Genomic DNA, 12,836 nt, shown 5'->3' with positions numbered 1-12,836 from the left:
GAGGGGAACGGGGCGTCTGGCCTGTTGAAGCCGGGAGGCGGCTTCAGCGCGGGCGGCCCCACGCCGGCTGAGCCGCCATCTCGACTCCTTCAGCGGTGGGCGGGGACGGGAAAGGCGTCATCCCCCGAGACGACCAGGGCCAGCTCCAGCCGGGGCTCCACGGCCACGGCCAGCGTGCCTCCCAGCCGTCCCGCCAACTGTCGCAGCACCGCCTCCGTGCGCTCCGGCAGGACCGCGCCAGGGCAGGCCCGGACGCGCAGCAGCCAATGGGAGGACTCCTGGGCCGGGCCCAGGTGGACGTCCACGGCCACCGCGCCCGCGGTGCCCCGGGCCAGCGTTCGCGCCAGCAGCTCCCAGTCCGCGCGGGCGCCTCGCACGGGCACGGGCTGGTCTCCGGGCATGCTCAGCGATGGCGTGGCGCGGCCTCGCACGGGCGCGAACGCTCGCGTCAGCACGGGGCGCAGGTCGTCCAGGCCCGGCACCGGCGGCGACAGGCGCCGGTCGATGAGTTCCTTTTGATCCGCGGCGACCTTGGCGATCCGCTCCAGGTAGCGCTGCGCCTGGGCGCCCAGCGGCCCGCTGGTGCCCTTGCGCATCATGTCCACGTAGCCCTTCATCACCATCAAGGGCGTGCGCAGGTCGTGCGCCGCGCGTGAGCGCCGCTTGTTCAGCGCCGTGACGGTGCGCTCCAGGCGCAGCTTCGCTTCCAGCAGCCGCGCCTGCCGCGCGCCCCGGGCCACCTCGCGCGCATGCGCCGCGAGCAGCGCAGGAGCGAAGGCATTGAAGCGCGCCACCACGTTCCGCTGGGACGTCGTCAACGGCGCGGGCCAGACCTCCAACAGGGAGGGCCGCTTCGTCGAACCCGTATCCTTGGTTCGAGCGCGACGGGCAGGGACGTTGCCCACCTTCATCACGCACACGCGTCCTTCATAGAGGGCCGCGCCGGTCGCGCCGGTCAGCCGCATGGACGCCTTCAGGAGAGCCTCCAGGCCGGCGCGCGTTCCTCCGCGCAGCGCCTGCTCGGCTACCGCCGTCAGCGTCGTTTCCATCCTGGCATCGAGGTCGTGCTCGATGCTCCGCCCCATCCAAGCCCCAGCCCGCACGTGCCAAGGAATGGCCATGCCCCCCGGTGGGCGCAACGGCTCCAACGGGGAGCACCTCCGTTCCGCACCAGGCAGCAATCCTTTACCCACCCAGGGTGGATCAGACGGACATTTTTACCGCAGTACGGGCTGCCCCCTCGCGCCAAACCCTTGCTCTTGCTGGGAAAAGGTTTTGGCCAGCCGCTTGCTATCACCTGCCCACGTCAGGCAGGGCGGGAAGGGGCGGATGGGTACTCTCGATTACTACGCGGCGATGGCTCGGATGGCGCCGGGGGCGCTCGCGAAGAGCGCGGTGCGCCGGGTCCAGCGCGTCGCGCGGCAGGCGCTGTATCGCCGCCGCGAGCAGGTGGACGAGGCGCAGTTGCTCGAGTCCTTCGGTGCCTCGCGCGCCGAAGACCTGGTGACGCTCGCGCTGGATCACCGCATGTCGCGCGCCTGGTGCGAGCTGTCGCAGCGCGAGGCCGCACGCGCCGCCATCGAGAAGCTTCCGGGCGCGAAGGCGCGCACGCGGGAGCGCGCCGCGCGGGCGCTTCGTCAGGAGTGGGACGCCTTCGGCACGACGGTGTCCTTCGGCGAGGGCAAGGCGGTGGACTGGTCCCTGGAGCCGGTCAGCGGCCGGCACTATCCGGTGGAGCCGGTGGAGCGCATGCCGCTGCACGTGACGGGCATGGATCCGAAGTACCCGTGGGTCATGGGCCGGCTGGACAGCGTGCTGGCCCTGGCCCAGGGCGCGTGGGTCGCGGACTCGGAGGCCGAGCGCTCGCGCTTCGCCGCCGCCTTCGTCTCGCAGGCGCTGGACTTCCTGCAGGCGAACCCCGTGGGCATGGGCGTCCACTGGACGTGCCCCATGGAGATTGGCTTGCGCGCGGCGAACCTCGCGCAGGCGCTGGCGATGTTCGCGGACGCGCCGGAGGTGCGCCGTCCGGAGTTCCTGGTGCCCGTGCTGGGCGCGCTCGCGGAGCACAGCGCGTGGGTGGAGGCCCACCTGGAGGACACCGGCGCGGTGCCCAACAACCACCTGGTCTCCAACTACGTGGGCCTGGCGGTGGTGGGGCTGCTCTTCCCGGAGCTGCCCGGCGCGCCTCGTCAGGTGGCGCTCGCGGCCAACGGCCTGCGCACGCAGATGGAGGCGCAGGTCCACCCCGAGGGCACGTCCTTCGAGGGCTCCATCCCCTATCACCGCCTGTCGGTGGAGCTGTTCACGCTGGCCTTCCTCGTCGCGCGCGGCGCGGGCGTGTCGCTGGGGCCCGCGTATGAAGCGCGTCTGCGGTTGATGTTCGTGGCGACGCGCGCCTGGTGCTCCGAGCGGGGGCTCGCGCCGCAGATTGGCGACAACGACAGCGGCCGCGTGTTCCCGTTCCAGGAGCGCGAGGACGGCGACCACGGCTACCTCGCGGGGCTGGGCGCGGCGCTCTTCAATGACGCGGGGCTGGGCGGCGGCGTCTTCCCGGATGAGGCGGCGTGGCTCCTGGGCGACGCGGGGCTCGCGCGCTTCAACGCGCTTCCCGCGGCTCCCTCGCCCACGTCGGTGAGCTACTCGGAAGGTGGCTTCCACATCTTGCGCGGTGAGGGTGTCGTGCTCACCGTCTCGGCCGGAAAACAGGGGCAGCGGGGCGTCGGAGGACACAGCCACAACGACAAGCTTTCCTTCGAGCTCCACCTCAACGGCCGTCCCGTCATCGTCGACCCCGGCACGGGTTCGTACACGCGGGATCCGGCGCTGCGCAACGCGATGCGGAGCACCGCGGCGCACAACACGCTTCAGGTGGATGGGGTGGAGCAGGCCCCGATGGATCCGGCGCGGCTGTTCGCGCTGCCGGAGGATGCCCGGGCTCGCGTCGTGGCCTTCCAGCCCGGCGCGAAGCATGACCGGTTGCTGGTGCGCCACGACGGCTACCGCCACCTTCCGGCCCCGGTAGGGATTGAGAGGACTTTCTTCCTCGACCGGCACGTGCGCGCGCTGGCCGTGGGAGACCGGCTCGTCGGAACGGGCCGTCATGAGGTGGTGGGACGTTTGCACCTGCCGGATGGGCAGGCGCGGTGGTGCGAGCCCGCGGCGGCAGTGCTGGCGCGGGCGGGGCGCGTGCAGGAGGGCCCGGAGGCCTTCGATGCACGAGCCCTGGAGATTGGACCGGCGGGTGCACCCGAGGGTTGGGTGCTCTTCGGGCGCGGGTTGGAGACCTCGCTCGTGCCGTCTCGCTACTCGCCTGGGTACGGGCGCGTGGTGATGGCGGTGTCGGTGGAGTTCCGGAGGCAGCTGACGCCTCCGGCATGGCTGGGGTGGGTGTTCGTCTTCAGGTGACTGGTGTGGGTCGGGACGTGTGAGCCGGCGAGGCAACACGTCAACTGCTGGGAGTAACGACAATGCGCGTGATGGTTGGCAACCCGTTGCTGGGTCGGATTCAGAATCGGGAAGCGAAGGTGGGCGTGGTGGGTCTTGGGTATGTCGGTCTGCCGCTGGGCATGGCCTTCGCGGAAGCGGGCTTCCCGGTCACGGGGCTGGACGTCGACCAGCGCAAGATTGACAAGATTGGCAAGGGGGAGAGCTACATCAAGCACATCCCCAGCGCGCCGCTGGCGGAGCTCACCAACGCGGGCAAGCTCAAGGCGACCAATGACTTCGCCAAGGCCCGCGAGCTGGACTGCGTCATCATCTGCGTGCCCACGCCGCTGACCGCGTCGCGTGAGCCGGACATGACGTTCATCATCCAGACGGGCGAGGCCCTGGCGCCGTACGTGCGCCCCGGCCAGCTCTTCATCCTGGAGTCCACCACCTACCCGGGCACCACGGAGGAGGTCCTCAAGCCGCTGCTGGAGAAGAACGGCCTCAAGGCGGGCGTGGACTTCTTCCTGGCCTTCAGCCCCGAGCGCGAGGACCCGGGCAACAAGGGCTTCAACACCAAGACGATTCCGAAGGTCGTCGGCGGCTACTCGCCCGCGTGCTTGGAGGTCGCCACCGCCCTCTACGGCAGCGCGCTGAAGGAAGTGGTGCCGGTGTCCTCCACGCGCGTGGCGGAGCTGGCCAAGCTGCTGGAGAACATCTACCGCTGCGTGAACATCGCGATGGTCAACGAGATGAAGATGCTCTGCGACCGCATGAACGTGGACGTGTGGGAGGTCATCCAGGCCGCCAGCACCAAGCCCTTCGGCTTCCAGCCGTTCTACCCGGGCCCCGGCCTGGGCGGGCACTGCATCCCCATCGACCCGTTCTACCTGACGTGGAAGGCGCGCGAGTTCGAGTTCCACACCAAGTTCATCGAGCTGGCCGGTGAGGTGAACTGGCAGATGCCCTACTACGTGGTGCAGCGCACGATGGAGGCGCTCAACCAGAACAAGAAGGTCCTCAACGGCGCGAAGGTCCTCTGCATCGGCGCGGCGTACAAGAAGGACATCGACGACTTCCGCGAGTCCCCGTCGCTGCGCGTGATGACGCTCCTCAAGGAGAAGGGCGCGAACATCGCCTACCACGACCCGTTCGTGAAGGAGCTGCACAAGGGCCACGGCTTCAACATGGAGATGAAGTCCGTCCCGCTCGACCCGGAGACGCTCGGCCAGTACGACGCGGTGATGATCCTCACGGACCACTCGCACATCGACTACAACGAGCTGGTCCAGCGCTCGAACATCGTCGTCGACACGCGCAACGCGACCAAGAACGTCACCCAGGGCCGCGAGAAGATCGTCAAGGCGTAGGCCTGTCGCCAACAGGGCACGCGGACAGGAGGGGCCTCGCTTCACGCCGGGCGCGTGAGGGGAGGGCCCTCGCCGTATTTCTGGCTACAGTGCGTGGCCGTGCCCGGCTCCTCCCGTCCCCTGTTCCCGCTGTTCGTGGCCGCGTCCTTCCTGATGGGCGCGGCTCCCGCGTCGGATCCTCGCGCCCCCTTGCTGGACGCGATGACCACGGAGCTTCAGCGCAACCAGCAGCAGCTCAAGGTGAACGGCCATGAGGCGCCGTACTTCCTGAGCTACGGCGTGAAGGACTACGAGTCGCGGTTGATCATCGCCCGCTACGGCGCGCTCTTCCAGGACGACGACTACCGCGAGCGCAAGCTGGGCGTGGACGTGCGCGTGGGCAGCTACGACTACGACAGCTCCGTGGCGGACTCGCTCGACTTCGGCTTCAGCACCAGCAAGGGCTCCAGCTTCACCGCGCGCAAGGACGGGCCGCTGGACGACTCGCCGCTGGCGCTGCGCACGGCGCTGTGGCTCGTCACGGACGAGAAGTACAAGGCCGCGCTCTTCCAGTACCTCAAGAAGAAGGGCGAGGACGTCTACACGGTGGAGGACCCCAAGCGCCCCGCGTCCTTCTCCCAGGAGACGCCGTCCACCTACGTGCAGCCGCCGGTGCCGTTCCCGTTCGACCGCGAGAAGTGGCGCCGCGTGGCGCGCGAGGTGTCCGCGCGCTTCACCGGGCACCCGGAGCTGTTCGACTCCGAGGTGCGCATCACCGCGGACAAGGTGACGCGGCTGTTCGTGTCGTCGGAGGGCACGCGCCTCATCACGGAGGACACGCTGTACGCGTTCCACGTCTCCGCGGTGACGCGCGCGCCGGACGGGCAGCTGTTGGATGACTCGCGCAGCTTCTACCTGCCCACGGAAGCCGGGATGCCGAGCGAGGCGCGGGTGCACGAGGCCGCGCAGAAGGTCATCGACGAGCTGCTCGCGCTGCGGCAGGCGCCGGCCATCACTCCCTACGCGGGCCCCGCCATCCTGGCGCCGGAGGCCGCGGGCGTGCTCTTCCACGAGACGCTGGGCCACCGCCTGGAGGCGGACCGGCAGGACGGCGACACCGACGGAAAGACGTTCAAGGGCCAGGAGGGGAAGCAGATCCTCCCGCCGTTCCTGTCGCTGCGGGATGATCCGTCCCGGCGCGAGGTCAACGGCGAGCCGCTCAACGGCTACTACCTCTACGACGAGGAGGGCGTGAAGGGGCAGCCGGTGACGCTGGTGGAGAAGGGCGTGCTCAAGGGCTACCTGATGAGCCGTCACCCGGTGGAGGGCTTCCCCAGGTCCAACGGACACGGGCGCGGGCAGGGCACGCTCCAGCCGGTGGCGCGCATGGCGAACCTCCTGGTGGACAGCGCGAAGCAGGTGAGCGACGCGGAGCTGAAGAAGATGCTCGTCGCGGAGGCGAAGCGGCAGGGCAAGCCCTACGGGTTGATCATCCGCGACATCACCGGGGGCAACACCAACACGTCCAGCTACGGGTACCAGGCCTTCAAGGGCGTGCCGCGCATGGTGTACCGCGTGGACGTGAAGACGGGAGAGGAGACGCTGGTGCGCGGCGTGGAGATCGTGGGCACGCCGCTGTCGTCGGTGAACCGCATCCTCGCCACGGGCCAGCGCCTGGGCGTCTTCAACGGCTTCTGCGGCGCGGAGAGCGGCAACGTGCCCGTGTCCACCGTGGCGCCCGCGGTGCTGCTCCAGGAACTGGAGCTGCAGCGCGCCCAGGAGGGCAAGGACCGGCCGCCGCTGCTCCCCAGCCCGGCCGCCCCGGAGAAGCAGGCCGCCGGAGCGGACGCGAAGCGCTAGCCGACCTTCTTCAGCACCACGTAGCCGGCGGCGGGGATGTTCACCGGGGTGTTCCCGCCGTTCAGCGTGGCGCCGTAGTTGCCGAAGTTGGAGCCGCCGTACACCGCGGCGTCGCTGTTGAGCACTTCCTTCCACTGGCCCGGGGGCAGCGGCAGCGAGTAGCCCTCCAGGTTCTTCTTGTTGAGGCTGCCCACCACGAGGAACTCCTCGTTGCCGGACTTGCGCGTGAAGGCCATCACGCTGTCGTCGTTGTGGGTGTACACGCGCTTGACCTCCGCCGCCGCGCTGAAGGCGTTGCTGCTGTTCCGCAGGCCAATCGCGTCCTTGTAGAACGTGAAGGACTGCCGGCGGGTGATGTCCAGCATCGCGTCCTTTCGCTCGGAGGCGGGCAGGGCGGCCACTTCGGTGAAGAGCTTCTTGTCGTCCGCGGAGAAGGCCTTGTACGCGCTGTCCTTCGCGCGCGCGTCCGGGGACAGGCTGAACAGGCGCTCGTAGGTGGCCTTGGTGCTGTCGTTGAAGGTCACCTTGCCGAAGTCCACGTCCTTGCCGACGTCCTGCCAGCTCCAGTCGCTGTCCCAGGTGGAGGGGTTGCCCCAGCGGAAGTCGTTCTGGGCGCCGAACTCGTCACCCTGGAAGAACATGGGGATGCCCGGGCCCGCCATGCCGATGCCGGCGGTGAAGCGGGCGGCGCCGCGCGACCACTGGTCCGGGAAGTCGGTGGCGTTGGCTCCCTCCGCGGTGTTCATGGTGCGCTGCGCGTTCCCCACCTCGTCGTGGTTGGAGATGATGGACAGCGCGTGCTTCCAGTCATCCAGGCCGCGCGGTGACGTCATCATGTCCATGAAGGCGTCCACGTCCGTCTTCATCCCGCGCGCGGCGGCCTGCACCAGGCCCGGCTTGCTGTTGTCGTTCACCAGCCGGTGCTGGAACTCCGTGTACCACTGGGCGTCGAAGCCGCCGCCCGTGCCGTCCGCCTGCGCGGGGCGCGAGATGGCCGGGTCGTAGTCGAACTGCTCCGCCACGGTCCACGCCTTGGGGTTGATGAAGTGCACCTGGCGGTTGATTTCGCGGAGCATGTCCCAGCCCGCCTTGCCGCCCACGCCCTTGATGGGCTCCGTGAAGTCGAAGCGCAGGCCGTCGAACTTCAGCTCCGCGATCTGCTGCACGGCGTGGTCCACGAAGAGCTGCTTCACCTGCGGCGTGTCGTACGCGGGCACGGAGCCCCACGGCGTGTCGCGCTGCTCGAACTTGCCCGGCTCCTTGGACCAGTTGAAGTAGGGGTTGCTCGGGCCGCCCACGTTCCACAGGCCGTTGTAGTCGCCGAAGACGTGGTTGTAGACGACGTCCGACACCACGTTGAGGCCCTTGCCGTGGGCCGCGTCGATGAAGCGCTTGAGGGCCTCGTCGCCCTCCACCCACTGGCCGTTGTCGTCCTCGAAGCCGAAGGAGCTCTCCGTGGCCAGGCTGTTGACGCCCAGGTAGCCCCAGTTGCGCGGCCCCTCCACCTCGTTGGTGGGCAGCAGCTCCAGCGTGGTGACGCCCAGCTCCTTGAAGTAATCCAGCTTCTTGATGAGGTCCTCCATGGTGGAGCGGTTGGAGTTGTTCGCCTCGCCCAGGAAGCTGCCCACGTGCAGCTGGTACACGACCCACTTCGACGGGTCCTTCTCACGCGGGACGTTGTCGTTCTTGAACTGGAACTTCGTCGGGTCGGTGAGGATGGAGCCGCGGAAGTCCACGCCGCTGCCCTTGGTGATGAGGTCGCTCCAGGGGTCGTTCACCGGCGAGGACTGGCGCTCCGCGTTGGAGAGCTTGCCGTCGTTGTTCACGTCGCCGCGCAGGTGCAGCTTGCCCTGCGCGTCCTTGTCGAACACCTGGAACTCGTAGCGCAGGCCCGCGAGCTTGTCCGGGTCGTTGACGAGCGTGGTCCACGCGCCGCCCTCGTTCGTCATCTTGATGCGGCCGTCGTCGGTGACGTTGCGCGACCAGAAGTCGTTGAACTTCCCGCCGCGCAGCTTGTCGATGAGCGTGTCGTCGAACGAGCCCAGGCGCTCCTGGAGCTGCTTCTTGTTGAGCGGGTTGCCGTCGCCGTCCTTGAGGACCAGGTACGCGCTGTCCGCGTCCTCCGCGTCGTCGATGTCGAAGCGCATCAGGCCGGTGGCGCCGGTGAAGTAGCGGTCCACCTCCTTGCCGCGCGTGGGGTCCAGGTAGAGCCGGTCGATGCCGCGCTGCTCGCCCATCATCCGGCGCGCGTACGGATCCGGCCGGTCGCTGGTGGCGCCCGTGGAGTCCACCACTTCGTAGACGTAGGCCTTGCCCTCCATCTGGTCCCACGCGCCCCTGGCCTGCGCGGTCCAGTTTCCGCCCTCGTCGCGCGTCATGGGGATGCGCTGCTCGCGGCCCTGCTTGTCCGTGACCTTCACCTGCACGGCCCGCGCGTCCGGCGCCCAGAACTTGAAGTTCACGTCCTGGCCGGAGCGCTGCGCGCCCATGGAGTGGTACGTCGTGGGCGCGTACGACGCGGTGGACTTGGACAGGTCCAGCTTGAGGTTGCCCTCGCCCATCACCGCCCACTGGTCCTTGCCGGCCGGGCCGTCCACGCTGACGCCCCACTCCCAGTTGTGCGCCAGGCCGTCGTCCGCCACCTTCACCGTGGCCTCGTACTTGCCGTTGCCCAGCGGCTTCATGGGGATGCCGCCCGAGGACCACTGCGCGTTGAAGCGGCCGTCCGCGTCCCAGCTGCCCTTGAGCTTCGGGTGGGTGAGCTCCGCGTGCGGGCCCGCGTCGTAGGTGAACGTGATGGTGCGCGTGGTGGGGTTCGCCACCGTCGCGCTGTTCTTCACCGCGGAGGTGGGCGCGGCGCCCAGGAGCGCGCTCGCGTTGGCGGAGCGCGCCAGGTTGCCGGTGCCGGCCACGGAGGTGCGGGCGCCGGTGGCCGGAGTGGACTCGAAGCCGGACTGGTTGCGCTTCGCGGCGGCGGCCTTCGCGGCGGCGGCCTTCTGCCGCTCGGCCAGCGTGTTGGCATCAACGGTGCTGCTTCCCGTGGCGGTGGTCGAGGTGCGGGTCGGGCGGTTGATTTTCGAATCAGTCACGGGGCAATCCTCCGGCGGCCCACGCATGGCGGGCTTGCTCAACTTGTCGGACTTGGAGCCCTCGGAGTTGTCTCCGATGGCGCGGAAGTGGGCGAATGTGGGGCGGATGACGGTGGGAGCTGAGGCATCCCAGGAATTCCGCGCGCTTCCGGGCGGGGAGGGGAGGGAAGTGGGGTCAACCGGCCCCCCTTGAAGCCGCGCAGGAACACGTAGCGGCGGAAGTCGCGGAGGAAGGCGTCCACAGGCAGGCCAATGGCCGCGAGGAAGCCGCCGGTGAAGTCCTGGCCCCGGCGCATGGCGGCGAGGATGCCGCGCACGCGCGCCTCACCGTAGCGCTCCATGAGGAAGGTGAAGGCGTGGTGGGCGGCGCCGTAGACGGTGGCGTTCTCCGTCTCGTAGAGGGACTCGGCGCGTGCGAGCGGATCCGCCTGGGGGTGGTCGTGGAGGAAGCGGGACAGGTCCTCCAGGCTGGGGACGCGGTAGCCCTGGCCGGCGGTGTACGAGGCCATGCCCTCGCTGAACCACAGGGGGATGCCCTTCCTCGTCCAGTCCGACACGGTGGCGGAGGCCTGCCACATGAGGCTGTGGGTGAGCTCGTGCAGGAGCAGCTCGTCCACCTGCCTCTGCGTGGCGCCCGCGCGCGTCCACGTGCGGGGGCTCTGGACCTCCACCTGCTCGTAGCGGGCCCAGGCGCGCAGGAAGTCGTAGCCGGGGCGGTGGGCGGCGCGCTCCAGGGCGGCGTGGTTGGGGTGGATGATCAGGGTGACAGGCTCCTGGAACGAGCCCCAGCGGGACAGGCGGGGGCCGGCGTTCTCCACCGCGCGGCGGACCATCTCCGTGGCCTGGGCGTCCTTCGCGGAGTGCTGGAAGAAGAACTCGCCGTGGGGCAGCGCCAGCGCGTCCGTGGGGGCGGTGGCCTTGAGAGGCGCGGAGGCGCACGCGGACAGGAGCCCCATCACGGCGAGCAGCAGCAGGCTCCCTCGTCCGGTACCGCCCACCCGCATCCCACGTCCCTCTAGTTGGCCCCGAGCCAGCGGATCACCGCGCGGCCCACATCCGCGACGGTGGAGAACGACGCTACCTCCGGAGCGGAGGGGCCGAAGTAGAGCATGGGGACGGCGTGCACGGTGTGTCCTCGAACCGACAGGTCCTCCACGTTGCCGTGGTCGGTGCACACGAGCACGCGCGCGTCGCCAGGCCGGGTGGCGGCCACGGCGCGCAGGAAGGCGTCGAAGGTGTCGAGCGCCTGCCTGGCGGCGGCGAAGTCCCGCGCGTGGCCGGCCTCATCCGCGAGGTAGTGCTCGAAGAAGGTGAAGTCCGCCCGGCCCGCGATGCGCCAGAAGAGGGCCGCGGCCTCCTCGGGCGTGCGGTGGGGCACGTCCAGCCCGTGCGCGCGAGCGGCGGCGCCGGTGATGTCGTGCGTGAGGCCGTCGTCCGCGCGAGCGTCGTCCAGCGTGCGCAGCGCCTCGCCTCCCGCGGCGAAGGCGAGCTTCGCGGCCGAGGGCCGCACCTTGCGCGCGGCGCGTTCGGACAGGGTGAACTCCGGCGGGGACGTGGACGGGCGGCGGGGGACGCCGAGCGCGTCCAGGTAGGGCGCCGGGTAGGCGTTGGCGAAGGTGGCGGTGCGGCCCGCGGCCTTGAGGCGCCGCACGATGGAGCGCTCCGCGAGCAGCTCCTTCAGGGCGGCGTTGGGGTAGCCCAGCACGTGGCCACCCACGAGGACGGGAGCGGGGTCGCCGGTGAGGATGGCCGTCTGGTTGGAGGCGGACTGGGGCCGGCCGGGCACGCCGAAGGTGGGGTCCACCGCGAGCCCCACGCCGCCGTGCGGCAGGAGGGGGACGGGGGCGTCCTGGAACCAGGCCAGGAGGTGGTCGCGGTCCGCGAGCGGGTTCACGGCCGGGTCCTTCCGTCCAATGCCCACCCCGTCGATGAACAGGACCGCGACGCGCACGGTCCGGGACTGTATCCTCGAAACCGACACGCATGGCCATCCACGGCGACCTCTTCAGCTACCCGCTCCCCGAGTTCCTTCAATGGCTCGACAGCTCCCGCAAGACGGGGACGCTGCAGCTGTCGTGGGAGGCAGGCGAGCGCAAGTTGTTCCTCCTGTCCGGCCAGGTGGGCGCCACCGCGAGCGAAGGGCTGCGCGGCCGGGTGGCGCGCCTGCTGTCCCTGCCGAAGCTGGCGACGGGCACGCGCGTGCTGTCGGCGTTCGACGAGCTGGCGCGCACGCCGGACGTGGACGCGGCCTTCGACGCGCACGGCGTGCAGGCGCGCTGGGTGCGCGACCTGGGCCGCGAGGAGCTGTTCGCCGCGATGACGGACCTGACCATCGCGGGGCAGGGCACCTTCCACTGGACCGAGGACGCGGACCGCACCGGTGAGGACTGGGTGCCGTCCGACATGAGCATCCGCGAGCTGCTCTTCGAGTCCCTGCGCTGGGTGGACGAGCAGGGGGACGTGGACAAGGCGCTGCCCATCGACGCGCTGAGCGTGAAGGCGCTGGCGCCGCCCAGCCCCAGCCAGCCGCTGATGCACCGGATCATCCTGGCGCTGACGACGACGCCGCAGAACCTGGGGCGGCTGCGGCTGTCCATGGGCGTGTCGCGCTCCTCCGTGACGCGCCGGGTGCACGAGCTCTTGCGCGCGAAGCTGGTGGAGGTGGACGGCGCGCCGCAGGTGGAAGCGGATCCGGTGGCGGAGATGCTGGAGAAGGGCGCGGTGCTGATGCGCGAGGGCCAGTACGACGCGGCCGGCATCGTGTGCGCGTCACTGCTGGCCAGCGACCCCGCGGACCGGCGCGTGCGCGAGTTCGCGCGCCTGGTGCAGCGCGAGCACGTGGCCGCCCTCTACGCGGACCTGCCGCCGCTGGTGGTGCCGCAGCTGATCCAGTCCCCGCAGGCCATGGTGATGCTCAAGCCGGAGGAGCGGCAGATCGCCGGGCTCATCAGCGGGACGTGGGACGTGTCCACGGTGGTGCTGGCCAGCCCCGCGCGCGAGCTGGAGACGCTCAAGACGCTGGCGAAGCTGCACCGCATGGGGCTGTTGCAGCTCACGCTCCCGCGCTGAGGCGGGGCCCCCGGGCACGGCCCGCGAGCCGTGCCCCCCGCGA

The 12,836-nt window shown here is 70.1% G+C and carries 8 protein-coding genes; 4 read left to right on the top strand and 4 right to left on the bottom strand.

What is annotated here, in order from left to right; all coding sequences use genetic code 11:
• Positions 1–89: 89 nt before the first annotated feature.
• A complete protein-coding gene (locus KYK13_RS25860; protein ID WP_223634630.1) occupies positions 90–1,049 on the bottom strand; it encodes a histidine kinase dimerization/phospho-acceptor domain-containing protein in 960 nt (319 codons plus the stop codon).
• Positions 1,050–1,329: 280 nt separating this feature from the next.
• Between KYK13_RS25860 and KYK13_RS25855 the strand changes: the two genes are divergently transcribed.
• The 3 genes from KYK13_RS25855 (at position 1,330) to KYK13_RS25845 (ending at position 6,635) form a co-directional block, all read left to right on the top strand.
• Positions 1,330–3,405, top strand: a complete 2,076-nt coding sequence (locus KYK13_RS25855; protein ID WP_223634627.1) for an alginate lyase family protein — start codon at positions 1,330–1,332, stop codon at positions 3,403–3,405.
• A gap of 71 nt (positions 3,406–3,476) precedes the next feature.
• Entirely contained in the window at positions 3,477–4,796 is a 1,320-nt protein-coding gene (locus tag KYK13_RS25850) for a nucleotide sugar dehydrogenase (protein WP_304504123.1), read from the top strand.
• 153 nt (positions 4,797–4,949) lie between these two features.
• Positions 4,950–6,635, top strand: a complete 1,686-nt coding sequence (locus tag KYK13_RS25845; RefSeq protein ID WP_223646777.1) for a TldD/PmbA family protein — start codon at positions 4,950–4,952, stop codon at positions 6,633–6,635.
• Here the strand turns inward: KYK13_RS25845 and KYK13_RS25840 are convergent.
• From KYK13_RS25840 to KYK13_RS25830, 3 genes are read right to left on the bottom strand one after another with little or no spacing between them, the layout of a single operon-like run.
• The gene (locus KYK13_RS25840; RefSeq protein WP_223634624.1) at positions 6,632–9,724 is read right to left on the bottom strand and encodes an alpha-amylase family glycosyl hydrolase; all 3,093 of its coding nucleotides are present in this window, start codon (positions 9,722–9,724) and stop codon (positions 6,632–6,634) included. The genes KYK13_RS25845 and KYK13_RS25840 overlap by 4 nt on opposite strands.
• Positions 9,725–9,762: 38 nt before the next feature.
• Complete coding sequence (locus tag KYK13_RS25835) at positions 9,763–10,728, bottom strand: hypothetical protein (RefSeq protein WP_223634620.1); 966 nt, start codon at positions 10,726–10,728, stop codon at positions 9,763–9,765.
• An 11-nt stretch (positions 10,729–10,739) separates the two neighbouring features.
• A complete protein-coding gene (locus tag KYK13_RS25830) occupies positions 10,740–11,675 on the bottom strand; it encodes a metalloenzyme (protein WP_223634617.1) in 936 nt (311 codons plus the stop codon).
• A 32-nt stretch (positions 11,676–11,707) separates the two neighbouring features.
• Between KYK13_RS25830 and KYK13_RS25825 the strand changes: the two genes are divergently transcribed.
• The gene (locus KYK13_RS25825; protein ID WP_223634615.1) at positions 11,708–12,793 is read left to right on the top strand and encodes a DUF4388 domain-containing protein; all 1,086 of its coding nucleotides are present in this window, start codon (positions 11,708–11,710) and stop codon (positions 12,791–12,793) included.
• The last annotated feature ends 43 nt before the right edge of the window (positions 12,794–12,836 follow it).

The sequence above is a fragment of the Corallococcus sp. EGB genome (assembly GCF_019968905.1).
GTDB lineage: Bacteria > Myxococcota > Myxococcia > Myxococcales > Myxococcaceae > Corallococcus.
The sequence above is the reverse complement of the archived record's forward strand: the minus strand, read 5'-3'. Positions and strand labels throughout refer to the sequence as shown.